This window comes from Kluyvera sp. 1366 (assembly GCF_054823405.1).
The window spans coordinates 97,189-122,873 of the sequence record NZ_JBTRDW010000012.1 but is presented as its reverse complement, the minus strand read 5'-3'; the positions used below and the strand labels follow the sequence as shown (position 1 = coordinate 122,873).

21 protein-coding genes are annotated in these 25,685 nt (G+C 56.6%); 12 read left to right on the top strand and 9 right to left on the bottom strand.

The features are described 5' to 3' along the window. Positions 1 to 25: 25 nt before the first annotated feature. The 3 genes from ACVLVH_RS22230 to argC are packed head-to-tail and all read right to left on the bottom strand — an operon-like array spanning position 26 to position 3,051. The gene (locus ACVLVH_RS22230) at positions 26 to 1,243 is read right to left on the bottom strand and encodes an argininosuccinate synthase (protein ID WP_101760634.1); all 1,218 of its coding nucleotides are present in this window, start codon (positions 1,241 to 1,243) and stop codon (positions 26 to 28) included. Positions 1,244 to 1,257: 14 nt separating this feature from the next. Beyond that, a complete protein-coding gene (gene argB, locus ACVLVH_RS22225; RefSeq protein ID WP_192415338.1) occupies positions 1,258 to 2,031 on the bottom strand; it encodes an acetylglutamate kinase in 774 nt (257 codons plus the stop codon). A 15-nt stretch (positions 2,032 to 2,046) separates the two neighbouring features. After that, positions 2,047 to 3,051 (bottom strand): N-acetyl-gamma-glutamyl-phosphate reductase, encoded by a 1,005-nt coding sequence (gene argC / locus ACVLVH_RS22220; RefSeq protein WP_192415337.1) that lies wholly within the window; start codon positions 3,049 to 3,051, stop codon positions 2,047 to 2,049. A gap of 169 nt (positions 3,052 to 3,220) precedes the next feature. Between argC and argE the strand changes: the two genes are divergently transcribed. After that, positions 3,221 to 4,369 (top strand): acetylornithine deacetylase, encoded by a 1,149-nt coding sequence (argE, locus tag ACVLVH_RS22215; RefSeq protein WP_101760637.1) that lies wholly within the window; start codon positions 3,221 to 3,223, stop codon positions 4,367 to 4,369. A 247-nt stretch (positions 4,370 to 4,616) separates the two neighbouring features. Beyond that, positions 4,617 to 7,268, top strand: coding sequence for a phosphoenolpyruvate carboxylase (ppc, locus tag ACVLVH_RS22210; protein ID WP_101760638.1), 2,652 nt, complete (start codon positions 4,617 to 4,619; stop codon positions 7,266 to 7,268). An 85-nt stretch (positions 7,269 to 7,353) separates the two neighbouring features. On the opposite strand, the gene metF is transcribed toward ppc, so the two are convergent. The 3 genes from metF to metB form a co-directional block, all read right to left on the bottom strand. Continuing rightward, positions 7,354 to 8,250 carry a methylenetetrahydrofolate reductase gene (metF, locus tag ACVLVH_RS22205; protein ID WP_192415336.1) on the bottom strand — a complete coding sequence of 299 codons (897 nt, stop codon included), beginning with the start codon at positions 8,248 to 8,250 and terminating at the stop codon, positions 7,354 to 7,356. Positions 8,251 to 8,468: 218 nt separating this feature from the next. Then, a complete protein-coding gene (locus ACVLVH_RS22200) occupies positions 8,469 to 10,901 on the bottom strand; it encodes a bifunctional aspartate kinase/homoserine dehydrogenase II (protein WP_176972238.1) in 2,433 nt (810 codons plus the stop codon). Positions 10,902 to 10,903: 2 nt separating this feature from the next. Further along, on the bottom strand, positions 10,904 to 12,064 hold the full coding sequence (gene metB / locus ACVLVH_RS22195; protein WP_101760640.1) for a cystathionine gamma-synthase: 1,161 nt from the start codon (positions 12,062 to 12,064) through the stop codon (positions 10,904 to 10,906). A 274-nt stretch (positions 12,065 to 12,338) separates the two neighbouring features. Here metB and metJ point away from each other — a divergent pair, with 274 nt between their 5' ends. Next, the gene (gene metJ / locus ACVLVH_RS22190; protein ID WP_007885403.1) at positions 12,339 to 12,656 is read left to right on the top strand and encodes a met regulon transcriptional regulator MetJ; all 318 of its coding nucleotides are present in this window, start codon (positions 12,339 to 12,341) and stop codon (positions 12,654 to 12,656) included. 77 nt (positions 12,657 to 12,733) lie between these two features. On the opposite strand, the gene rpmE is transcribed toward metJ, so the two are convergent. After that, on the bottom strand, positions 12,734 to 12,949 hold the full coding sequence (gene rpmE / locus ACVLVH_RS22185) for a 50S ribosomal protein L31 (RefSeq protein WP_007885402.1): 216 nt from the start codon (positions 12,947 to 12,949) through the stop codon (positions 12,734 to 12,736). Between the two features lie 210 nt (positions 12,950 to 13,159). Between rpmE and priA the strand changes: the two genes are divergently transcribed. The 6 genes from priA to rraA all read left to right on the top strand — a co-directional run bounded on the left by priA (position 13,160) and on the right by rraA (position 20,228). Beyond that, on the top strand, positions 13,160 to 15,358 hold the full coding sequence (priA, locus tag ACVLVH_RS22180) for a primosomal protein N' (RefSeq protein WP_192415334.1): 2,199 nt from the start codon (positions 13,160 to 13,162) through the stop codon (positions 15,356 to 15,358). Between the two features lie 166 nt (positions 15,359 to 15,524). Further along, positions 15,525 to 16,562, top strand: a complete 1,038-nt coding sequence (gene cytR, locus ACVLVH_RS22175) for a DNA-binding transcriptional regulator CytR (protein WP_061720292.1) — start codon at positions 15,525 to 15,527, stop codon at positions 16,560 to 16,562. 151 nt (positions 16,563 to 16,713) lie between these two features. Continuing rightward, on the top strand, positions 16,714 to 17,619 hold the full coding sequence (gene ftsN, locus ACVLVH_RS22170; RefSeq protein ID WP_192415333.1) for a cell division protein FtsN: 906 nt from the start codon (positions 16,714 to 16,716) through the stop codon (positions 17,617 to 17,619). Between the two features lie 89 nt (positions 17,620 to 17,708). Beyond that, on the top strand, positions 17,709 to 18,245 hold the full coding sequence (gene hslV / locus ACVLVH_RS22165) for an ATP-dependent protease subunit HslV (RefSeq protein WP_101760642.1): 537 nt from the start codon (positions 17,709 to 17,711) through the stop codon (positions 18,243 to 18,245). Positions 18,246 to 18,250: 5 nt separating this feature from the next. Further along, positions 18,251 to 19,588: an ATP-dependent protease ATPase subunit HslU gene (hslU, locus tag ACVLVH_RS22160; protein ID WP_007885388.1), complete on the top strand. Its 1,338-nt coding sequence runs from the start codon at positions 18,251 to 18,253 to the stop codon at positions 19,586 to 19,588. A 154-nt stretch (positions 19,589 to 19,742) separates the two neighbouring features. Continuing rightward, a complete protein-coding gene (gene rraA, locus ACVLVH_RS22155) occupies positions 19,743 to 20,228 on the top strand; it encodes a ribonuclease E activity regulator RraA (RefSeq protein ID WP_061720294.1) in 486 nt (161 codons plus the stop codon). Between the two features lie 50 nt (positions 20,229 to 20,278). On the opposite strand, the gene zapB is transcribed toward rraA, so the two are convergent. Further along, positions 20,279 to 20,518, bottom strand: coding sequence for a cell division protein ZapB (zapB, locus tag ACVLVH_RS22150; RefSeq protein WP_007885384.1), 240 nt, complete (start codon positions 20,516 to 20,518; stop codon positions 20,279 to 20,281). 420 nt (positions 20,519 to 20,938) lie between these two features. On the opposite strand from zapB, the gene ACVLVH_RS22145 reads away from it, so the two are divergent. From ACVLVH_RS22145 to glpX, 3 genes are all read left to right on the top strand, one after another. Next, on the top strand, positions 20,939 to 21,787 hold the full coding sequence (locus tag ACVLVH_RS22145) for an MIP/aquaporin family protein (RefSeq protein WP_061720295.1): 849 nt from the start codon (positions 20,939 to 20,941) through the stop codon (positions 21,785 to 21,787). Between the two features lie 30 nt (positions 21,788 to 21,817). Further along, entirely contained in the window at positions 21,818 to 23,326 is a 1,509-nt protein-coding gene (glpK, locus tag ACVLVH_RS22140; RefSeq protein WP_110868179.1) for a glycerol kinase GlpK, read from the top strand. A gap of 96 nt (positions 23,327 to 23,422) precedes the next feature. Continuing rightward, positions 23,423 to 24,433, top strand: coding sequence for a class II fructose-bisphosphatase (gene glpX / locus ACVLVH_RS22135; RefSeq protein WP_008109685.1), 1,011 nt, complete (start codon positions 23,423 to 23,425; stop codon positions 24,431 to 24,433). Here the strand turns inward: glpX and emrD are convergent. Further along, positions 24,423 to 25,619 carry a multidrug efflux MFS transporter EmrD gene (gene emrD, locus ACVLVH_RS22130; RefSeq protein ID WP_225614599.1) on the bottom strand — a complete coding sequence of 399 codons (1,197 nt, stop codon included), beginning with the start codon at positions 25,617 to 25,619 and terminating at the stop codon, positions 24,423 to 24,425. The genes glpX and emrD overlap by 11 nt on opposite strands. Positions 25,620 to 25,685 lie beyond the last annotated feature (66 nt).

Sequence of the window (25,685 nt, the reverse complement as noted above, 5' to 3'; positions counted from 1 at the left end):
GCAAAATAGGTCGATTGCCGCGGTATTACTTCTTCTGCTCGTTCAGCGCACGAATGCGTGAAGAGAGTGAGAACAAGCGGATAAAGCCGCCCGCGTGACGGTGATCGTAAACTTCGTCTTCGCCAAAGGTGGCGAACTCTTCTGAGTACAGGCTGTTAGCAGAGGTTTTCTGAATCGCCGTGGCCTGGCCTTTATACAGCTGCAGTACCACTTCGCCATTCACCTCTTCTGCCAATGATTCAGCTGCGGCCTGGATAGATTTACGCAGCGGCGCGAACCAGCGACCATCGTAAACCACGTAAGACATTTCATGGCCCAGCTGCTCACGCCATTTGAAGCTATCGCGATCCAGCACCAGCTGTTCAACCGCACGCAGCGCGTTAACCATGATGGTGCCGCCTGGAGTTTCGTAGCAGCCGCGGGACTTGATGCCTACCAGACGGTTTTCCACGATGTCGATACGGCCGACGCCGTGTTTCGCGCCCAGCACGTTGAGTTTTTCCAGGCACTGGAACGGGCTCAGCGTCTCGCCATTCACCGCCACCACGCGACCTTTCTCCACGGTGACCGTGACATTTTCTGGCTGATCGGGCGCTTCCAGCGGATCAACGGTCCACACCCAGCAATCTTTATTCGGTGCATTGGCTGGGCTTTCCAGCACGCCGCCTTCGGTAGAGATGTGCCATGCGTTCTCGTCACGGCTGTAGATTTTTTCCAGCGACGCGGTGGTCGGGATATTGCGCTCTTTCAGGTAATCCAGCAGCGCTTCACGTGAACGCAGGTCCCACTCACGCCATGGCGCAACCACTTTCAGTTGTGGAGCCAGCGCGGTGTAGGTGGTTTCGAAACGCACCTGATCGTTACCTTTACCGGTTGCGCCGTGGCACAGCGCATCTGCGCCCACTTTCAGCGCCAGCTCAACCTGGGCTTTAGCGATAATCGGACGCGCCATAGACGTACCCAGCAGATAAGTGCCTTCGTACAGGGCGCCAGTCTGCAGAACCGGATACACGTATTCGCTGATGAACGCTTCACGCAGGTCAACCACGTGGCACTCAGACGCACCTGACTGCAGCGCTTTCTTCTCAACGCCTTCCAGATCGGCTGGATCCTGGCCAATGTTCGCCACGAACGCCACCACTTCACAGCCGCCATAGTTCTCTTTCAACCATGGAATGATGGCTGAAGTATCCAGACCGCCGGAGTAGGCCAGAACGATTTTTTTGATGTTTTGCGTGCTCATGTCTTAATCCTTGATTATGCGAGAATCCGGGTGCCAATCGACACGCCGTTGAAAAGGGTTGGCAGTTGTTCAGCATGACGCCAGCTGGCGATATCGACCGGGCGACCGAGCGTGCGGGCGGCATCAAGCGCCGCGTTCACTTTCACGATCATGCCATCGGTGATGATGCCCTGCGCAATCAGCTGCTCCGCTTTCGCGGCGGTCATCTCTTCGATGCGCTGACCTTTGCCGTCGAGAATACCGCTGACATCAGACAACAGCACCAAATCGGCACCGATGGTCGCAGCCAGTGCGGTGGCGGCCTGGTCGGCGTTGACGTTCATCAACTCGCCGCCGTCGGTGATGCCAATCGAGCTGATCACCGGCATGTAGCCCGCCGCCAGCAGCGTGTTCACCAGCGCCGGATTGCCCGGCGTCGCGTTGCCAACGTGTCCCAGCTCTTCATCGAACTGCGCCACGTTGACCAGACTGGCATCGCCGAGGCACAAACCCACCGCGCCGATGCCATATTTCTTCGCCCACGCCAGCAGCGTTTTATTGGCGGTACCGGCTAACGCACCGGTAATAATGTCAATCTGATCGGCTGGCGTCACGCGCAAACCGTTCTTCTTTTTCACCGGCAGCGCGAGCTTCTTCATCAGCTCGTCCACCACGCAACCGCCGCCGTGCACAATGATCAGCGGACGCTGATGTTCATTGCGGTACGCCAGCAGGGCATCAAACAGACGAGCCAGCGCTTCTTCGCTATCCAGCAGCACGCCACCCAGTTTAATGATCAATGGATTCATTGCGTTATCCGTTCGTTAAATCAGAGACAGCGTTTCGGGGAAGCCGAAACGAATGTTTAAACACTGAACCGCCTGCGATGAGGCGCCTTTCAGCAGGTTATCTTCGGCAGCCACCACAATCAGGTGCTCGCCTTGCATGGCGAAGCCGATGTCGCAGAACGGCAAACCGACCACCGCTTTCAGCGCTGGGACGCCTTTGTCATAGACGCGCACCAGCGGTTTATCGTGGTAGGCGCTATGGAAGGCATCCGCCACATCCTGCTGCGTCACGCCCGCTTTCAGGCGGCAAGTGGTGGTCGATAAAATCCCGCGTGGGAAGCTGCCCAGATGTGGCGTGAAGATCACCGGCGTACCGAGATGCGCCACAATTTCCGGGTGATGACGATGATTAAACAAACCGTACGGCTGCAAGCTCACTTCACAGAAGCTGGTGCCAACGTTGGCTTTGCGCCCTGCGCCGCTCACGCCGCTGGTGGCGTTAATCACCGGCCACTGTGCATCGTTAAGCAGACCCGCTGCGATCAGCGGTTTCAGCGAAAGCTGGGCTGCGGTTGGGTAGCAACCCGGCACCGCAACCAGCTCTGCGTCTTTGATTTTGTCGTGCTGCCATTCGGCCAGGCCGTAAACCGCCTTGTCCAGCCAATCCTGATGCTGATGGCTGAAGCCGTAATATTGGGTATAGAACGCATCGTCGTTTACGCGGAACGCGCCGGAGAGATCGAACACCACGCAACCGGCTTTGAGGAATTCAGGTGCCAGATCGTGGCTGACTTCGTGAGCCGTGGCGAGGAACACCACGTCCACTTTGTCGGCCCATTCAGCGGCATCGCTCAGCGGCTGCAGCGGCAAATCGACAATGCCTTTGAGCTGTGGATGCAAATCCGACAATAACTTTCCAGCATCCGGGCTTTGCGCTGAAACCGCCAAAGCGGTTATGTTCATATGCGGATGGCGATTCAGGTAGGTGGCAAGCTCTACGCCAGCGTAACCACTGGCACCAACGATCAGCGTATTCAACATCAGGCTGTATACCTTATTACAGTCACACGTATCGGGTCGCGGCCTTGCCCCGTTGCCCAGAATGCCGTTTGCGGAAGATTTGATGCTTCACATGCAAGCGACGTTATTGTATTTTTATTCACTATTAATGCATGAATATTGATACATCCTAACCCAAGGACCGTCAACAGTGAAGACAAAATTACCACCTTTTATCGAACTCTACCGCCAGTTGATTGCCACGCCATCAATCAGCGCAACCGACAGCGCACTGGATCAGAGTAATGAAACTTTAATCAATTTGCTGGCCGGCTGGTTCCGCGATATTGGCTTCAGTGTTGAAGTGCAGCCGGTGCCTGGCACGCGGCATAAATTCAACATGCTGGCGCGCAGCGGATTGGGCGCAGGCGGCTTGTTATTGGCGGGTCATACCGACACCGTGCCTTACGATGACGGCCGCTGGACGCGCGATCCTTTCACGCTGACCGAACACGACAACAAGCTGTACGGCCTCGGCACCGCCGACATGAAAGGCTTCTTCGCCTTTATTCTGGATGCGCTGCGTGACGTTGACGTGACCAAACTCAGCAAGCCGCTCTACGTCCTCGCCACCGCCGACGAAGAGACCACCATGGCGGGCGCGAAGTATTTCTCTGAATCCACCCAATTGCGTCCGGATTGCGCCATCATCGGCGAGCCCACCTCACTTAAGCCGGTGCGCGCGCATAAAGGTCATCTGTCGAATGTGATTCGTATTCAGGGGCAATCAGGCCACTCCAGCGATCCGTCACGCGGCGTTAACGCCATTGAACTGATGCATGAATCCATTACCCAGCTGATGCAGCTGCGTAACACGCTGAAAGAGCGTTACAACCACGATGGTTTTGCCATTCCTTATCCAACCATGAACTTTGGTCATATTCACGGTGGCGACGCCGCCAACCGCATCTGCGCCTGCTGTGAATTGCACATGGATATTCGTCCGCTGCCGGGCTTAACCCTGAGCGATTTGGATGGTCTGCTAAATGACGCGCTGGCGCCGGTAAGTGCGCGCTGGCCGGGACGTCTTACCGTGGGCGAGCTGCATCCGCCGATTCCAGGCTACGAATGTCCGGCCGATCATGAGCTGGTGCAAGTGGTGGAGAAGCTGCTGGGCGTGCCAACCGAAGTGGTGAACTATTGCACTGAAGCGCCTTTTATCCAGCAGTTGTGCCCAACGCTGGTATTAGGCCCGGGATCTATCAATCAAGCCCATCAACCTGATGAGTTTATTGATACCGCATTTATCAAGCCGACTCATGCGCTTATCACCCAAGTCGTACAGCATTTTTGTCATTGATGAACAACAAATGGGGCATTTCACTGTTAAATCAGCAAATTGCCCCGTCATTGTTCGGGATTTGATAATAAGAATAACTTATCTTGCTTCGCTGCAAGCAAATTCTTTGAATTTCCGCCATTTAGCAGCACATTTACGTAGATTTAAGGCAATTGACGCGCAGGAAGATACGTGGCTAGATAAAAGACGATGTTATGCCCGTTGGGCGTAAGAGTATTAAAAAAGACGATAAGGGTGTCAGGGTCCAATGAACGAACAATATTCCGCAATGCGAAGTAATGTCAGTATGCTCGGCAAACTGCTCGGGGATACGATTAAGGATGCACTAGGAGAGAACATCCTCGACCAGGTGGAGACCATCCGTAAACTCTCTAAGTCATCCCGTGCGGGAAATGACACTCATCGTCAGGAACTGCTGACCACGCTGCAAAATCTGTCGAACGACGAGCTGCTGCCGGTGGCGCGTGCGTTTAGCCAGTTTCTTAATCTCACCAACGTCGCTGAACAGTATCAAACCATTTCGCGTAGCGGCGATGGCGCGAACCATCCTGAACTGCTGAAAAAGACTTTCGAACGTCTGAAACAGCAAGGCGATATCAGCGAAGCGGCGATCCGCCAGTCGATTGAAGAGCTGTCGCTGGAGCTGGTGCTGACTGCACACCCCACCGAAATTACCCGCCGCACGCTGATCCATATGCTGGGCGAAGTGAACAGCTGTTTGCAGCAACTCGATCATAGCGATATCTCTGACTACGAACGCACCCAGGTGATGCGCCGTCTGCGCCAGCTGGTGGCACAAGCGTGGCACACCGACGAAATCCGCAAATACCGTCCAACGCCGATCGATGAAGCCAAATGGGGCTTTGCCGTGGTGGAAAACAGCCTGTGGCAAGGCGTGCCAGCCTTCCTGCGTGAGCTAAATGAGCAAGTGGAAGAGACCTTTGGTATTAAGCTGCCGGTCGATTTCGTACCGATTAAATTTACCTCGTGGATGGGCGGCGACCGTGACGGCAACCCGAACGTCACCGCACCGATTACCCGCCACGCGATGCAGCTGAGCCGCTGGAAGGCCGCGGACCTGTTCCTGCGCGATATCGGCGTGCTGATTTCCGAGCTGTCGATGTCCGAATGCAGCGACGAAGTGCGCGAGCTGTGCGGCGATGCGGAAGCGCTGGAGCCGTACCGCATGGTGCTGAAGCGCCTTCGCGGCCAGCTGATGACCACGCAGGCTTATCTTGGCCGTCGTCTTAAAGGCGAGCGCCTGCCGCGTCCGGCCGATTTGCTGGTCTCTAACGATCAGCTGTGGGATCCGCTGTTCGCTATCTATCAATCTCTGCAGCAGTGCGGCATGGGCATCATCGCCAATGGTCAGCTGCTGGACACGCTGCGCCGCGTGAAGTGTTTCGGCGTGCCGCTGGTGCGCATTGATATCCGTCAGGAGAGCACCCGCCATACCCAGGCGATTGCCGAAGTAACGCGCTATCTCGGCCTCGGTGATTACGAAAGCTGGTCAGAAGCGGATAAACAAGCCTTCCTGATTCGCGAACTGAATTCCAAGCGTCCGCTGTTGCCGCATCAGTGGGAACCGGGCGATGAGACGCGCGAAGTGCTGGATACCTGCAAAGTGGTGGCCGAAGCGCCACAGGGTTCAATTGCTTCCTACGTGATCTCCATGGCGAAAACGCCGTCGGACGTGCTGGCCGTGCATCTGCTGCTGAAAGAAGCCGGCATTCCTTACGCCATGCCGGTTGCGCCGCTGTTCGAAACCCTTGATGACCTGAACAACGCCAACGACGTGATGACGCAGTTGCTGAACATCGACTGGTATCGCGGCTTTATCAATGGCAAACAGATGGTGATGATTGGCTATTCCGACTCGGCGAAAGATGCCGGCGTGATGGCCGCCAGCTGGGCGCAATATCAGGCGCAGGACGCACTGATCAAAACCTGTGAAAGCGCGGGCATCACGCTGACGCTGTTCCACGGACGCGGCGGCTCAATCGGTCGTGGCGGCGCGCCAGCCCATGCGGCGCTGTTGTCACAACCGCCGGGCAGCCTGAAAGGTGGCCTGCGCGTGACCGAACAGGGCGAGATGATTCGCTTCAAATACGGTTTGCCCGAAGTCACCATCGCCAGCCTGTCGCTGTACACCGGTGCGATTCTGGAAGCCAACCTGCTGCCACCGCCGGAACCCAAGCGCGAATGGCAGGAGATCATGAATGGTCTGTCGGCGCACTCCTGCGCGATGTATCGCGGCTATGTGCGTGAGAATCCGGACTTCGTGCCCTATTTCCGCTCAGCCACGCCAGAGCAGGAGCTGGGCAAATTGCCGCTGGGTTCACGTCCGGCTAAACGTCGCCCAACCGGCGGTGTGGAATCGCTGCGTGCCATTCCGTGGATCTTCGCCTGGACGCAGAACCGCCTGATGCTGCCAGCCTGGCTGGGCGCGGGTGCCGCGTTGCAGAAAGCGATGGATGAAGGTCATCAGGATGAGCTGGAGAACATGTGCCGCGAGTGGCCATTCTTCGCCACACGTCTTGGCATGCTGGAGATGGTGTTCTCGAAAGCCGATTTGTGGCTGGCGGAGTACTACGATCAGCGTCTGGTGGATAAATCACTGTGGTCGCTCGGCAAGCAGCTGCGCGATCAGCTGGATGCGGATATCAAAGCGGTGTTGACCATCGCTAACGATGCCCATCTGATGGCTGACCAACCGTGGATTGCTGAGTCCATCGCGCTGCGTAACGTTTATACCGATCCACTGAACGTGTTGCAGGCTGAACTGCTGCATCGTTCACGTGCGCAGGAAGAGCGCGGTGATGAGCCAGATGCGCGTGTAGAACAAGCGCTGATGGTGACGATCGCGGGTGTTGCAGCGGGTATGCGTAATACCGGTTAATCGAGTGACATGATGTGAAAAAGGAGCCAACTGGCTCCTTTTTTATTGGATTTTGTAAGGCCGCCATTCATGGCGACCGCCAATCTTAACCTCCCATCGCCGGACGCACACCCAACGTGTGGCAAATGGCGTAACTCAACTCGGCGCGGTTCAGCGTATAGAAATGAAAATCCTTCACCCCTTCCCGCGACAGGATCTTCACCATGTCCATCGCGACGCTGGCACCGACCATTTTGCGCGTCTCCGGATCGTTATCCAGACCTTCAAACATTGCACTCATCCAGCCCGGCACCCGCACATTGGTCATGGTAGCGAAGCGTTGTAGCTGTTTGAAGTTAGAGACCGGCAAAATACCCGGCACGATCTCCACGTCGATACCGGTTGAGACACAGCGATCGCGGAAGCGTAGGTAGCTTTCCACATCGAAGAAGAACTGGGTGATGGCGCGCTTAGCACCGGCATCAATTTTGCGTTTCAGGTTAATCAAATCGGCCTGCGCGCTTTTCGCTTCGGGATGCACTTCCGGATAGGCCGCCACCGAGATATCGAAATCGCCAACGTCTTTCAGCAGCGCCACCAAATCCGAGCCGTACATCTCCGGCTTGCCGCTGCCCGGCGGTAAATCACCGCGCAGGGCCACGATATGACGAATGCCGCTATCCCAGTAATCACGCGCGATGCTGCGTAGCTCATCACGCGTGGCATCGATACAGGTTAGATGCGGTGCGGCTTCCAGACCGGTACGATCTTTGATGCCTTTGATGATGCTGTGCGTACGATCGCGCTCGCCCGAGTTGGCACCGTAGGTGACGGAGACGAATTTTGGCTTCAGGCTGCTCAGTCGATCGATTGAGCTCCACAGGGTTTCTTCCATTTCGCTGGTACGTGGCGGGAAAAATTCGAAAGAGACATTAATTTGCCCGTTCAGCTCAGCCAGGCTCTGGTTCAACGCTTCGCGTTGATTGGCGTGAAAGAAACTCATCCTAATTACCTCGTCATCACATATCGATTATTTTGCGGCCTTCGAACATCCATACGTTTAGACGTCCAGATGCACAAAATGAACGATTCGCACGCTAGCGTCAACTGAAAATTAATGAACAGGCGTGACAAATCTTCACTCAAGGTGAAAGCGTTTCATGATGCGCGGGAGAAGGTGAAGAATGCAGACGGACGATGCCGTCTGCAGAGTGAGGCAGATTACAGCAGCTGTGCGAGGCGGTTGATATCCGATTGCAACGCGCCCGCCGTAACATCACGGCCTGCGCCCGGTCCGCGAATCACCAGCGGATTATCGCGATACCAGCGGCTTTCGATGGCAAACACGTTATCGCACGGCAGCAACGCGGCCAGCGGATGCTCGGGGCGCACCGCTTCCACGCCGACGCGCGCTTTGCCATTGGCATCGAAACGCGCCACGTAACGCAGCACTAAGCCCATCTCCTGCGCCGCTTCCAGACGCTGCAGCATCTGGTCATTGAGCTCGTCGGCGTTTTCGAAGAAGTGATCAATCGACTCACCGTCGCAAATCGCCGGCACCAGCGATTCGACACGCACCTGATCCGGCTCGATGTCGTAGCCCGCTTCACGCGCCAGAATCACCAGCTTGCGCATTACGTCCTGCCCGGACAAATCAACGCGCGGGTCCGGTTCGGTCAAGCCTTGCTGCCACGCCTGATCGACCAGCTCACTAAACGGCACCGTGCCGTCAAATTGCAGGAACAGCCACGACAGCGTGCCGGAGAAGATGCCGCTGATCGCCAGAATGCTATCGCCGCTTTCGCGCAAATCGCGCACCGTGTGATTGACCGGCAAACCGGCACCGACGGTGGCGTTATACAGCCAGTGACGACCGGTTTTGGCGAAAGCATCGCGTACCTGACGCCAGCTCTGGCCGCTCGACGCACCAGCAACCTTATTGGCGCTAATAACGTGGAAGCCGTGGCTGGCGAAATCGTGATACTGCTGCGCCAGCTGCTCGCTTGCGGTGACGTCCAGCACCACTAAATCATCGAACGGGTGCGCACGCATCCACAGGAACAGCGACTCTTCATCGCGCTCGACCGCTTCATCATCAAAGAACGCCAATGCGCGGCTGGCTTCCAGACCGTCGTAGCTCAGCAGACTGCGGCTGCTGTCTGCCACGCCCGCCAGCACATACTCAAATCCCGTACGCGCCGACAGCGTTTCCTGCTCGCGGGCAAACAGCTCCAGCCAGCGTGAACCGATGTTGCCTTTGCCGAACAAGATCAGGCCGATGCGTTTTTCTGCGCGGAACAGCGACTGATGCAGTCCCTGAATCAGGTGCTGCGTCGGGCCGACGCGCAGTACCGCCACGATGCTGATGTGATCTTCCGATTGCCAGACAAACTCCACCGGCTGATCTTTGATCTGCTGCCAGAAGCGGTGGCTGTGCAGCGGATTACGCGTCACGCCCGCGCCCACCAGCGCCACCAGCGCCAAGCCGTCGCGCAGCTGCAGATGGCCCGGCAGTGCGGCGTCCTGCAACAGGTTGAAGGCGCTATTCACCACTTCCGAGGTGTAACACAGCTGCAGCAGGCGGCGATCGGGATGCACGCCGATCGCCAGCGGACGCAGCTGCGCGCGCTTCAGCAGCAGATCGATCTCTTTCTGCTGGGTTTTGAAATCGTGATTGTCGGGAATTTGAATCTCCACCAGACACACATCATCGTGGCTGGTGACGATACGCGCGCCGGTGCCGGAGGCCAGCACGCGCTCAATGCGCGTCGAGCCCTGCTCCGGTTGATAGCTGCAACGCAGCTGCAAGTCGATGTCGCTGTTGGAAACCGGCTGCAAGGTGCGGGTGTGCAGCACCGGCGCCGCCAGACGCGCCAGCTCGCTGGCTTCATCAAGACGCAGCAGCGGCAGCAGGCACGCATCAGAGACTTTACGCGGATCGGCGCTGTAAACGCCCGCCACATCGCTCCAGATGGTCACGCGCCCCACGCCCGCCAGCGCACCAATCTGCGTTGCCGAGTAGTCCGAGCCGTTACGCCCAAGCAGCACGGTTTCACCCGCTTCGCTGCGGCTGATAAATCCGGTCACCACCAAACGCTTATGCGGATGCTGTGTTAACAGCTCCTGCAGCAGCGGCCAGGATTTGCCTTCATCAACCTGCGGCTGCGCGGCACGTTCAGCACGCAAGAAGTCACGCGCATCCAGCCAGGCGGCTTCGATCTCGCGCTGGCTCAGCACCGCGGCCATCAAGCGCGCCGACCAGATTTCGCCATGCCCCACCACTTCGGCATACACCGCATCGGTGATGGTGCCATCGAGCAGCGCCGCCAGTCTTTCCAGATCGCGTATAAAGGAAGACGTCAGGGTTTCGGCATATTCAGCAGGCAGCAGCGCAGCAATTAACTCGCTGTGAAAACGCCGTAAAGCCTGTTGCACCTGATGAGCAGATAAGCGATCGCTCTGGCTCAATTTCAGCCAGCTGATCAACTGGTTAGTGGTGCTGCCTGCGGCAGAGACCACCATTAAGTCGCCTGGCTGGCTGTAATCCGCCATGATGCTGGCCACGCGCTGATAGCAACGTGCGTCGGCCAGGCTACTGCCACCAAATTTATGCAACTGCTTGATCGGCGTTCCCGCGCCCACTGAACTCGTCATGATTACTCCTCGGCTGCGATCCGGAATGCATTATCCAGATCGGCGATTAAATCTTCGTGATCTTCAATCCCAACAGAAATACGCAGCAGTGTTTCCGAAATTCCCGCTGCCGCGCGTGCTTCTGCAGACATGCCAGCATGCGTCATGGTCGCGGTATGCGAAATCAAACTTTCTACGCCGCCCAGCGATTCGGCCAGCGTGAACAACTGCAGCGCTTTCAGGAAGCGGCGCAGGCGAGCCTCATCGGCATCGATTTCGAAACTCAGCATGGCACCAAAACCACGCTGCTGACGTACCGCAAACTCATGACCGGCATTTTCCGGCAGGGACGGATGATACAGTTTTTTCACCAGCGGTTGTTGCTTCAGGTAATCAACTATCGCCAATGCATTGCGTTGTGCAGCGGCGATGCGCGGTGACAGCGTGCGCAAACCGCGCAGCAGCAGGTAGCTATCAAACGCCGCGCCGGTTACACCAATATTATTCGCCCACCACGCCAGATCGGTGGCCATCGCTGGATCTTTCGCAATCACCGCGCCCGCCACCACATCAGAGTGACCATTCAGGTATTTGGTGCAGGAGTGAACAACCAAGTCGGCACCCAGCGCCAGCGGGTTTTGCAGCGCCGGGCTGAGGAAGGTGTTGTCTACCACGCTAATGGCGCCAGCTTCACGCGCGGCGGCGCAAATGCTGGCGATATCGACCACACGCAGCAGTGGATTACTTGGGCTTTCAACCAGCACCAGTTTTGGCTTCTCGGCCAGAGCAGCGGCCAGCGCAGCTTTATCGCCCTGATCGACAAACTTCACGCGATACGCGCCGCGCTTGCTCAGGCTATCGAACAGGCGATAGCTGCCGCCGTAACAGTCGTGTGGCGCCACCAGCAGATCGCCCGGCTTCAGGAACACGGTTGTCACCAGATGAATCGCTGACATGCCGGTATTGGTCAATACCGCGCCTGCGCCACCTTCCAGTTCTGCCAGCGCGCGCTGAACCACATCGCGCGTTGGGTTACCACGACGTGAATAGTCATGCGCACGCGGCTCATTGAAGTCGAGGAAGTTATAGGTGCTGGAAAGATGAATCGGTGGGACAACGCAGCCATATTGCTCGTCATCATTCAAACCGCTACGTACTGCGATGGTTGCCTGTTTACGCGTCATGGTGCTTACTGTTCCTGAAGAAAAAGAAGAGCAACAGGATAACATTCCGCACATAGACGTCAATACATCTGGACATCTAAATGTCTTTGCGTATAGATTGAGCAAATCATCAATAACCGCTAAAATTGTCCGTCATCGCCTGGTGTTCAGCGCGCTTTCCTTTGCAGAAGCGGTGCTCAAGCATAAAACCTGCGGTTTAAGGGGTCAGGCATCGAAAAATCGGGCATAATCAACGGATTTCCCCATATTCAACTTTTATTGATTAAGGTAACCCATGGCTGAATGGAACGGCGAATATATCAGCCCTTACGCTGAACATGGCAAGAAGAGCGAGCAGGTTAAGAAAATCACAGTTTCTATCCCGCTGAAAGTGCTGAAGATTTTAACGGACGAGCGCACCCGCCGTCAGGTGAACAACCTGCGTCACGCCACCAACAGCGAACTGCTGTGTGAAGCCTTTTTGCATGCTTTCACCGGGCAGCCTCTGCCGAACGATGTCGATTTGCGTAAAGAACGCAGCGATGAGATTCCGGAAGAAGCGAAACAGATTATGCGTGAAATGGGCATCGATCCCGATAGTTGGGAATACTGAAGCCAGAAATAAAAAAACCCAGCCGAGGCTGGGTTTTTTCTTGCTGCCGAATCGCGAAGATTCGACGGCCAAAAATCTTATTTCTTGCTTGCTGGCACGCTGAAACGCTTGTTGAAGCGATCTACACGGCCACCGGTGTCAGCAATACGCTGCTTACCAGTGTAGAACGGGTGGCATTTGCCGCACACGTCCAGGTTCAGACCAGAAGCCATGGTTGAACGGGTGTTGATCACGTTACCGCAAGAGCAAGTCATGGTTACTGCTTCGTACTTAGGGTGAATACCTTGTTTCATGGGAGAACCTCATAAAAGGCCGTGTCGCTCTCCGTGCCAGGCTCAGCCTGCACAGCACCACACGCGGTTGAACATTAAGTGTATGCTCCGACAAGTGATCTCATCGAAGGCGGCATAGTATACAGAAATTAACCGGTTTTAGCAAATAGCCGCTTCCTAATTAGCCGTGTACACTACTTCTCCTTACTTCAGAACCGGATAGAGATTCAGATGCCCGTTGTTCAGGTTGCCCTGCCCGTTCCGCTACCTCGCCTGTTTGATTACTTGCTGCCTGCCGATGCGCCGCAGCCGGTGGCGGGCGCACGCGTGAATGTGCCGTTCGGCAGTCGCAAAATGATCGGCATTGTGATCGGCACGTGTGAGACCAGCGATCTGCCGCTGACGCAGCTCAAGCAGATAGAGAGCGTGCTCGACGATCAAAGTCTGTTCTCGCCCGCCCTGTGGCGCATTTTGCATTGGGCCGCCAACTATTATCATTCGCCGCTCGGCGAAGTGCTGAGCCATGCGCTGCCGGTGCTGCTGCGTCAGGGCAAACCCGCGCAGGAAGCGCCGCTGTGGCAATGGGTGATTAATGATGCTGGCCGTGAAGTGGCGATGGAGAGCCTGAAGCGCGCGCCGAAACAGCAGCAAGCGCTGGCGATGCTACGTCAGCGACCGCTCTATCGTCATCAGGTCAGCGAACACGATTTTACCGATGCCGCGCTGCAAGCGTTGCGCGCAAAAGGCTTGTGCGAACTGCGTGAACACACGCCGCAGATGCACGACTGGCGTACCAGCTTTGCCGTCAAAGGGGATCGCCTGCGCCTGAATACCGATCAGGCGATGGCGGTGGGCGCGATGCGCAGTGAAGACGATCACTATGCGCCGTGGCTGCTGGCTGGCATTACCGGCTCGGGTAAAACTGAAGTGTATCTCAGCGTGCTGGAGAACGTGCTGGCACGCGGCAAACAGGCTTTGGTGCTGGTGCCGGAAATCGGCCTGACGCCGCAAACCATCGCCCGCTTCCGTGAGCGCTTTGATGCGCCGATTGATGTGCTGCACTCGGCACTGAATGACAGCGAACGCCTCGCCGTCTGGCTGCGTGCGCGCAGCGGCGAAACGGCGATTGTTATCGGTACACGCTCGGCGCTGTTCACGCCGCTGGCGCGCCCCGGCGTCATCATCATTGATGAAGAGCACGACAGCTCGTACAAACAGCAGGAAGGCTGGCGCTATCAGGCGCGCGATCTGGCGGTGTTCCGCGCGCATGAGGAAGACATTCCGATTGTGATGGGTTCCGCCACGCCCGCGCTGGAAACCTTGCACAACGTGCGCGTCGGCAAATATCGCCAGCTCAATCTCACCAAACGCGCGGGCAATGCTAAACCGGCGTTACAGCAGCTGATCGATCTTAAAGGTCAGCAGCTGAAAGGCGGATTGGCGCCAGCACTGCTCGGCAAAATGCGTCAGCACCTGCAGGCCGACAATCAGGTTCTGCTGTTCCTCAACCGCCGTGGCTTCTCTCCGGCGCTGATGTGCCACGATTGCGGCTGGCTGGCCGAGTGCCAGCGCTGCGATAGCTACTACACGCTGCACCAGAACCATCGCCAGCTGCGCTGCCACCATTGTGACAGCCAGCGCCCGCTGCCAAATCAGTGCCCAAGCTGTGGTTCAACGCATTTGATGCCGGTCGGCGTCGGCACCGAACAGCTGGAACAGCAGCTGGGCACGCTGTTCCCCGACGTGCCGGTATCGCGCATTGATCGCGACACCACCAGCCGTAAAGGCGCGCTGGAGCAGCATCTGGCCGATGTGCATCGCGGCGGCGCGCGCATTCTGGTGGGCACGCAGATGCTGGCGAAAGGCCATCATTTCCCGGATGTCACGCTGGTGTCGCTGCTGGATGTTGATGGCGCGCTGTTCTCAGCCGATTTCCGCGCCGCCGAGCGTTTCGCTCAGCTCTACACGCAGGTCGCGGGTCGCGCCGGTCGTGCGGGTAAACAGGGCGAAGTGTTGCTGCAGACCCATCATCCGGAACATCCATTGCTGCAAACATTACTGCATCGCGGCTATTTCGCCTTTGCCGATCAAACGCTGCTGGAGCGTCAGTCCGTTCAGCTGCCGCCGTGGACCAGCCATGCGCTGTTCCGCGCTGAGGATATGGATAACCAGCAGGCGGCGGAATTCCTCACACAGCTGCGTAATTTGCTGGAAGCCAGCCCGCTTAAAGATGAGGCGATGTGGCTGATGGGGCCGGTTCCGGCGTTGGCACCGAAGCGCAGTGGACGCTGGCGCTGGCAGCTGCTGTTGCAGCATCCGTCGCGCAAACGTCTGCAACAGCTGTTGAGCGGATCGCTGCCGCTGATCGCCACCTTGCCGGCGTCACGCAAAGTGAAATGGACGCTGGATATCGATCCCACCGAGAGCTAAGCCACGCCACAACTGCGAGCCAGATCGAAAAAAGTCGCACAAGTCACAATTTTTATGCAAATTAAGTAACAACCCGACGCGACCTTGGGTTAACAATAGTGCCGACCCGGTTGAAGCCCGGTAATGTCTGAAAATCAATGCGCTGTACCGCGTCAGGAGTTATACGTTGGACCAGAAGCAACCCTCCACCGCCGCCACCATGAAAGATGTGGCCGAGAAAGCAGGCGTTTCAACCGCTACGGTTTCACGTGCGTTGATGAATCCAGAAAAAGTCTCTGCTGCTACCCGGCTCAAGGTCGAAAAAGCGGTGATTGCCGTGGGTTATGCGCCGCACGGTTTGGCGCGCAATGCCAAACGCGGTGAAACGCAAACCATTCTGGTGATTGTGCCGGACATCTGCGATCCCTTCTTCAGTGAGATCATTCGCGGCGTGGAAGTCACCGCTGCGCATGAAGGTTATCTGGTACTGATTGGCGATTGCGCGCATCAGAATAAACAGGAAAAAACCTTTCTGAATTTAATGCTGACGCGACAGATCGACGGCATGGTGCTGTTGGGTTCACAGCTGCCGTTTGAGGCGGGCATTGAAGATCAGCGCAACCTGCCGCCGATGGTGATGGGTAACGAATTTGCGCCGGAGATGGCATTACCCACGGTCCATATCGATAACCTCACCGCCGCCTTTGAAGCGGTGAATCACCTGCTGCAGCTTGGTCATCGCCAAATTGCCTGTATCACCGGGCCAGAACACATTCCGCTGAGCCAGTATCGTTTGCAGGGCTACATTCAGGCGCTGCGTCGCAGCAGCATCGCCATCGACCCAACGATGATTGTGCATGGCGATTTCACCTTTGAAGCCGGCGCGAATGCGCTTAAGCAGTTGATGAGTTTGCCGCAGCCGCCGAAAGCGATTTTCTGCCATAGCGATTTGATGGCGCTGGGCGCGATGAACCAGGCGCGTAAACTTGGCATGCGCATTCCGCAGGATCTGTCGGTGGTGGGCTTTGATGATATCGAACTGGCGCAATACTACGATCCGCCGCTGACCACCGTGGCCCAGCCGCGTTTTGCCATCGGCCGAGAAGCGATGCTGCTGTTACTTGATGAGCTGCAGGGTAAACGCGTGAATAACGGTTCGCGCCTGCTGGATGCGGAGCTGCGCGTGCGCGGCAGTACGGCACCGGCGGCAAAACGGGAAAAATAGTGCGTAGACGCCTGCATTTTCAGCGGATTCTGAAGGCAGACTGTGCTGGTCAAAGTTCCAGCCCTTGCGTAACATGGCGCATTCATTGCCGGGCAATTAACAGCACATTTACATGCCCATTGGCATTTTTTTGAAGGGTAGCAGAACGAAAGTGGCACAGAAAGATTATGTAGGCCGCGGGCGTTCAACAGGGACGCGTCGCAAAAAACCCGCCAGCCGCAGCAAGAAAAGCAAAGGCGGATCAGGCACTTCAAAGCTCATGATGGTACTGGCCGCGGCCGTGCTGGTCACCTTTGCCGGTGGTTTATGGTTTATCTCGCATCATAAGAAAGAAGAGATTGAGGTCATTCCAAACCACAAAGCCAACGGTAACGGCCTGCCGCCGAAGCCGGAAGAGCGCTGGAAGTACATCAAAGAGCTGGAAAATCGCCAAATTACCGTTCCGTCGCCGACTGAGCCTTCGGCTGGTGGCGTGCAATCACAAACGCAGCTGACCGATGAACAGCGCCAGCTGCTGGAGCAGATGCAGGCCGATATGCGCCAGCAGCCGACGCAGCTGAACGAAGTGCCGTGGAACGAACAAACCCCGGCGCAGCGCCAGCAAACGCTGCAGCGTCAGCAGGTGCAGCAACAGCAGGTTCAGCAACAACAACAGCAGCAGTTGCAACGTCAGCAGCAACAGTTACAACAGCAGCAACGCCAGCAACAGTTGCAGCAACAACAGGCCGCGCGTCAGCAGCAACAACAAGCTGCGCCGATCACGCGTGAGCCAACGCAGCAAACCAAGCCGCAGGAAACGGCCAAGGCGAAAGCGGAAGAGAAAGCCGCTTCACAACGCTGGATGGTGCAGTGTGGTTCGTTCAAAGGCACCGATCAGGCGGAATCTGTGCGCGCCGGTCTGGCATTTGAAGGATTTGAGAGCCGCATTACCACCGGCGGTGGCTGGAATCGCGTGGTGATCGGGCCGTTCAAAGATCGCAGCAGCGCCGACAGCACAGTCAAACGCTTACACAGTTCCGGCCACGGAAGTTGTATTCCCCTCGCTCTCGGGGGTTGAAACCCCTTTTTCCTACCCCATATCTGGTTGCATGATACTCCGCGCCGAGTGCGCGGAGTTCCTTTTCTACTGCAACAAGGGGTCTGCCCGTGACAACAATAGTAAGTGTACGACGCAACGGCCAGGTAGTGATTGGCGGTGATGGCCAGGCTACGCTCGGCAATACCGTAATGAAAGGCAACGTTAAAAAAGTCCGTCGTCTTTACAACGATAAAGTGATCGCCGGCTTTGCTGGCGGTACCGCAGATGCCTTCACCCTGTTTGAACTGTTTGAGCGCAAGCTGGAAATGCACCAGGGCCATCTGGTGAAAGCGGCGGTCGAACTGGCTAAAGATTGGCGTACCGATCGCATGCTGCGCCGCCTTGAAGCGCTGCTGGCGGTGGCCGACGAAAACGCCTCATTAATCATCAGCGGCAACGGCGACGTTATCCAGCCGGAAAATGACCTGATCGCAATTGGTTCTGGTGGGCCTTACGCCCAGGCAGCGGCACGCGCGCTGCTGGAAAACACCGACATTGGTGCACACGATATCGTGGAGAAAGCGCTGAACATCGCTGGCGATATCTGTATCTACACCAACCACAATATTAACTTCGAAGCATTACCGTCTAAGGCTAAGGACTAAACATCATGTCTGAGATGACTCCACGCGAGATTGTCAGCGAGCTTAATCGCTTTATCATCGGCCAGGACGGCGCAAAGAAGGCGGTCGCGATCGCCCTGCGTAATCGCTGGCGCCGCATGCAGCTCGACGAAGAGCTGCGCCATGAAGTGACGCCAAAAAACATTCTGATGATTGGTCCAACCGGTGTCGGTAAAACCGAAATCGCCCGTCGCTTAGCCAAACTGGCGAACGCACCGTTCATCAAAGTGGAAGCCACCAAATTCACCGAAGTCGGTTACGTCGGTAAAGAGGTTGATTCCATCATTCGCGATCTGACCGATTCTGCCATCAAGATGGTGCGCAGCCAGGCAATCGAGAAGAACAAGTACCGCGCGGAAGAGATGGCGGAAGAGCGCATCCTGGATGTGCTGATCCCACCCGCGAAAAATAACTGGGGCCAGGCTGAACAAGCGGCTGAGCCATCGGCAGCGCGTCAATCCTTCCGCAAGAAACTGCGCGAAGGCCAGCTGGATGACAAAGAGATTGAGATCGATCTGGCCGCTTCATCGGCTGGCGTTGAGATCATGGCGCCTCCGGGCATGGAAGAGATGACCAGCCAGCTGCAATCGATGTTCCAGAACCTCGGTGGGCAGAAGCAGAAACCGCGTAAGCTGAAAATCAAAGAAGCCATGAAGCTGCTGATTGAAGAAGAAGCGGCCAAGCTGGTGAACCCGGAAGAGCTGAAGCAGGATGCCATCGATGCGGTTGAGCAGCACGGTATCGTGTTCATCGACGAAATCGACAAAATCTGTAAGCGCGGCGGCCAGAATGCGGGCGGTCCAGACGTGTCACGCGAAGGCGTACAGCGCGACCTGCTGCCGCTGGTGGAAGGTTGCACCGTTTCCACCAAGCACGGCATGGTGAAAACCGACCACATTCTGTTTATCGCTTCCGGCGCGTTCCAGGTCGCCAGCCCGTCAGATCTGATCCCAGAACTGCAAGGCCGTCTGCCGATTCGCGTTGAACTGCAGGCGCTGACCGTCAATGACTTCGAGCGCATTCTGACCGAGCCAAACGCCTCGGTTACCGTGCAGTACAAAGCGCTGATGGGCACCGAAGGGGTCAACATCGACTTCACCGATGACGCAGTGCGGCGTATCGCCGAAGCCGCATGGCAGGTGAACGAGACCACCGAGAACATCGGTGCGCGTCGTCTGCATACCGTGCTGGAGCGTCTGATGGAAGATATCTCCTATGACGCCAGCGATCGTAACGGTGAGTCGATCACTATCGATGCTGAGTACGTTGGTAAGCATCTGGATGAGCTGGTGGCCGACGAAGATCTCAGCCGCTTCATTCTGTAAGCTTCACCCGCGAAATCTCTGCCCGGCCACTGTGCCGGGCTTTTTTTTACGCAGGATATTGATGCAACGCTTTTTTTGGCGGTTGATGATTTTGCCAACAATCGCCAGATAGCGATATACTTAGCGCTCCTGTGGCAAACAGACGAAAACCCTCATGAAATACGATACATCTGAACTCTGTGACATCTACCACGAAGCTGTGAATGTTGTTGAACCGCTTTTTTCGAACTTTGGTGGGCGCAGCTCATTCGGTGGTCAAATCACCACAGTGAAATGTTTCGAAGATAACGGCTTACTCTACGATTTGCTGGAAGAGAACGGTCGGGGTCGCGTATTGCTGGTGGATGGCGGCGGTTCGGTCCGTCGCGCACTGGTCGATGCTCAGCTGGCGAGTCTGGCGGCGCAAAATGAGTGGGAAGGCATTGTGGTGTACGGCTCGGTGCGTCAGGTTGACGATCTCGAAGAGCTGGAAATCGGCATTCAGGCGATTGCGGCGATTCCGGTGGGAGCAGCGGGTGAAGGCATTGGCGAAAGTGACGTGCGCGTTAACTTCGGCGGCGTGACTTTCTTCTCTGGCGACCATCTGTATGCCGACAATACCGGCATCATCCTGTCTGAAGACGCGCTCGACATCGAGTAAGCCGCAACAAAAACGGGTGCCGCGGCACCCGTTGGTTTAAGCATTGACGCTTAAACTTCTTCCATTTTTCCCAGCAGTGCCCGCAGACGATCCTGCCAGACATGCTGCTCTTCTTTCAGATGCTGATTTTCACGCACCAGTGCATCCTGGTTGCCTGAAGCCTGGCTGACTTCGTTTTTCAGCGTGTTGTTTTGCTCTTTCAGCTCTTCAATTTCCATCTGCAGCAGAGTGATGGTATCAATCGCCTGCTGTACTTTCGCTTCCAGTTTCTCGAACACTTCAAATGACATCTTTCTGACCTCTCCTAAATCTTGCAAGGCGTTGATGGGGCTAGTGCATGCCTTATTACAGTGCGCTCAGCCACGATGACTCGATTGTATGTAGCCAAACCCAGCAAGTCCAGCGGCACAAGGCCTGCGAGGGCAGTCTGTAACACTTTTCAGTCTATGCCTAAAAAAATGCGCATCTTCGCGCATCTGTGTGCGCGATCACGTCAGCATCGACCAGTAAAGCGCGGTGAATGGGCCTTAAAGAAACGCAAAAGACGCGAAAACGCGCATTTTTATGACGCAGTACACAGTTTTCAATTTCGCTATTTCTCGTTTATGCTCGTTAACGATAAATTCACATCAACCCTACATTGATAGCTGGGCGACTCATGGATGAGAACAAAAACTGATAAAATTTAACCTCGCTTCAGGAATGCCATTATGAGTCAGACAACTAACACACTAAAAGGTCAGTGCATCGCTGAATTTCTCGGTACAGGTTTGATTATCTTCTTTGGTGCAGGCTGCGTTGCTGCACTGAAACTGGCCGGTGCGTCATTCGGTCAGTGGGAAATTTGTATTATCTGGGGTTTAGCCGTCTCCATGGCAGTCTATCTGAGCGCAGGCGTTTCCGGCGCGCATCTTAACCCAGCCGTTACCGTCGCGCTGTGCCTGTTTGCTAATTTTGAAGGTCGTAAAGTTGTTCCCTATATTCTGGCGCAGGTTGCCGGCGCGTTCTGCGCTGCCGCGTTGGTTTACGGTCTCTACTACAATCTGTTCTTCGATTACGAAGCGGGCCATCAAATGGTGCGCGGCAGTGTTGAAAGCCTCGATCTGGCCGGTATCTTCTCGACTTACCCGAACCCGCACATCAGCGTAGCTCAGGCGTTCCTGGTTGAGATGGTGATTACAGCGGTGTTGATGGCAGTGATCATGGCGCTGACCGATGACGGCAACGGTGTGCCGCGTGGTCCGCTGGCTCCGCTGTTGATTGGTCTGCTGGTGGCGGTCATCGGTGGCTCAATGGGTCCACTGACCGGCTTCGCACTCAACCCGGCGCGTGACTTTGGTCCAAAACTGTTCGCGTTCTTCGCTGGTTGGGGCAACGTCGCCTTCACCGGTGGCAAAGATATTCCTTACTTCCTGGTTCCGATTTTTGGCCCGCTGGTCGGTGCTTGCCTCGGAGCCTTTGGTTACCGTTCGCTGATTGGCCGCCATCTGCCAGTTAACGTTGCGGAAGCCAGCACAGCAGAAAAACCGGTTGCGCGCGCTCAGCAGCGTAAAGCGTAAGTTTCATCGATACCACATCAGGACAGCACAATGACTACTGATAAAAAATATATCGTTGCACTCGATCAGGGCACAACCAGCTCACGCGCCGTGGTGCTTGATCATGATGCCAACATCGTTGCGGTTTCTCAGCGCGAATTTACCCAGATCTACCCGAAAGCGGGTTGGGTGGAACATGACCCAATGGATATCTGGGCGTCACAAAGCTCCACGCTGGTGGAAGTGCTGGCGCACGCCGACATTAACTCCGATCAAATCGCGGCAATTGGTATCACCAACCAGCGTGAAACCGCCATCGTGTGGGATAAAGAGACCGGCAAACCGGTTTACAACGCCATCGTCTGGCAGGATCCGCGCACCGCAGATTACTGTAACAAGCTGAAGAAAGAGGGTCTGGAAGAGTACATCCAGCACACCACCGGTTTGGTGATTAACCCGTACTTCTCCGGCACCAAAGTGAAGTGGATTCTTGACCACGTTGAAGGCGCACGTGAGCGTGCAAAACGCGGCGAACTGCTGTTCGGTACCGTTGATACCTGGCTGATTTGGAAAATGACGCAGGGACGTGTGCACGTCACCGATCACACCAACGCCTCACGTACCATGATGTACAACATCCACAAGCTGGAGTGGGATGAGCGCATGCTGGAGATCCTCGATATCCCGCGTGAAATGCTGCCAGAAGTGAAAGGATCTTCCGAAGTGTACGGCCAGACCAACATTGGTGGTAAAGGCGGTACGCGTATTCCTATCGCCGGAATCGCCGGTGACCAGCAAGCGGCGCTGTATGGCCAGCTGTGCGTACAACCGGGTATGGCGAAAAACACTTACGGCACCGGCTGCTTTATGTTGATGAACACCGGCACCGAAGCCGTGACGTCTACGCACGGCCTGCTGACCACCATCGCTTGCGGCCCACGCGGCGAAGTCAACTATGCGCTGGAAGGTGCGGTGTTTATCGGTGGTGCGTCGATTCAGTGGCTGCGCGATGAGATGAAGCTGATCAGTGATTCAACCGACTCTGAATACTTCGCGTTGAAAGTGAAAGACACTAACGGCGTATATATGGTGCCGGCCTTCACCGGTTTGGGCGCGCCTTATTGGGACCCGTATGCACGCGGCGCGATTTTCGGTCTGACGCGTGGTGCGAACGCTAACCACATCATCCGTGCCACGCTGGAGTCGATTGCGTACCAGACGCGCGATGTACTGGAAGCGATGCAGAACGATGCTGGCACTCGCCTGCAGTCACTGCGCGTGGATGGTGGTGCGGTCGCCAACAACTTCCTGATGCAGTTCCAGTCTGACATTCTCGGCACGCGCGTTGAGCGTCCGGAAGTGCGTGAAGTCACGGCGCTGGGAGCGGCATATCTGGCTGGCCTGGCCGTCGGTTTCTGGGGCGACCTGGAAGAAGTCCGCGCTAAAGCGGTGATTGAGCGTGAGTTCCGCCCAAGCATCGAAACCACCGAACGTAACGTCCGTTACGCCGGCTGGAAGAAAGCCGTCGCTCGCGCTAAAGCGTGGGAAGACGAAGAGTAACATCCTGCTGACCCGCGGTGCCCTGCCGCGGGTTTTTCCCCCGTCCCGCTTCCCCGCTGTGTTAAACTGCCTGCCTGTTTTTTGTCAGGTGCCACCATGAAACGAGAACTCGCGATTGAATTTTCCCGCGTGACTGAAGCCGCCGCTCTGGCGGGCTATCACTGGTTAGGACGCGGCGATAAAAATGCGGCCGACGGCGCAGCCGTTCACGCCATGCGGATTATGCTCAACACTATTGATATCGATGGCCAGATTGTGATTGGCGAAGGCGAAATCGACGAAGCGCCGATGCTGTATATCGGTGAGAAAGTCGGTACCGGCCGTGGCGACGCGGTGGATATCGCGGTCGATCCGATTGAAGGCACACGCATGACGGCGATGGGCCAGGCCAATGCGCTGGCGGTGCTGGCGGTTGGTGATAAGGGCAGCTTCCTGCACGCACCTGATATGTACATGGAAAAGCTGATTGTTGGACCGGGCGCACGTGGCGCCATCGACCTCAATCTGCCGCTTGATATCAACCTGAAAAACATCGCGCTGGCATTGGGCAAACCGCTCAGCCAGTTAACGGTATCGATTCTGGCCAAGCCCCGCCACGATGCGGTGATTGCCCAGCTGCAGCAGCTCGGCGTGCGCGTGTTCTCCTTCCCGGATGGCGATGTCGCAGCCTCGATTCTGACCTGTATGCCGGATAGCGAAGTGGATGTGATGTACGGCATCGGCGGCGCGCCGGAAGGTGTGGTGTCGGCGGCAGTCATTCGCGCAATGGATGGCGACATGCAGGCACGTTTATTGGCACGTCACGAAGTGAAAGGCGATAGCGAAGAGAATCGTCGTCTGGGCGAGAATGAACTGCAACGCTGCGCCGAGATGGGCATTGAAGCGGGTCAGGTACTGAAGCTGGATCAGATGGCGCGCAACGATAACGTTATCTTCGCGGCCACCGGCATCACCACCGGCGATTTGCTGAAAGGCATCACGCGTAACGGTAACATCGCCACCAGCGAAACCCTGCTGGTGCGCGGTAAATCGCGCACCATTCGCCGCATCCAGTCAATCCACTATCTGGATCGCAAAGACGCGGCGCTGCATCAATTTATCCTGTAATCGCCTGCTTGCCGCTCTCCGGATGACGTGAGAGCGGCCACCAGCACAGCAGCATCACCAGCGACGTCACGAACATCAGCATGCCAAGGCTGGATTGATCGTGCTGCGGCAACAGCGCAGAAAGCCACGCCACCACGCCGGAACCGAGATTCTGCAAGCCTCCGATTAACGCACCCGCGCTGCCCGCCAGCCACGCATACGGCTCCATCGCGCCCGAGGTTGCCAGCGGAAACAGCATGCCCGCGCCAAAGAAGAACAGCGCAGCCGGCACCAGCAACGTCCAGATGTTCATCACGCCAAACCAGGCCGGAACCCACATCAGCAAGCCCGCTAACAGGCAGCTGTTCACGCCGTACCACATCAGCGTGTGCCAGGATTTCTGCTCACGTCCGGCAAACCAGGCGCCAAAGAACGCCGCCGGAATCGGCAGGATAAACAGGATGCTGACGGTCAATCCATCCAGCCCCAACACGCCGCCCATCAGCACGCCACAGCTGGCTTCAAACACCGCGATGCCCGCCAGCGCGCCAATCAGCAGCAGCAGGTACCGCACAAAGTTGCCGTCGCTCAGCAAAGTGGCATAACGGCGCAGGAACGGCGTGGCGGGCGTATCCGCTGGACGCGTTTCCGGCAGCCAGCGTGCCATCGACGCGGTGACGCCGACGCACAGCAGCAGCAGGAAGGCGAAACAGGCGTGCCAGCCAAACAGATGCGTCAGCAGCGCACCAATCACCGGCGCCAGCAGCGGGCTGACCAGAATGCCCATATTAAGCAAGCTGTTCGCCTGGCGCAGCGCGATGCCGGAGTAGAGATCGCGCGGCATGGTGCGCGCCATCACGCCCGCCACGCCGGTACCTAAACCTTGCACCGCGCTGCCCAGCACCAAAATATCCAACGAGGGCGCGAACATAGCGATCAACGCGCCGACAGCAAAGATCGTCATGCCAATCAGGATCACCGGACGTCGGCCAAAACTGTCCGACAGCGGGCCGTAGATCAACTGCGATCCGCCGTAGGTCATCAGGTAGGCGGCCATCACCTGCTGGATCGCCCCGCTGCGCACATTAAGCGTTTCGGCCATGTTGGCCATGGCTGGCACATAGATGGTTTGCGCCATCTGCCCAACCGCCACCAGCACGATCAGCATGAATAACAGAAAGCGATTTTGCGTTTTACTTATCAACATGGAACAAAATGTCTGCCTGAGAAACAAAGAATAAGCAGCACAAAAAAGGCCGCCTCGGATTTATGG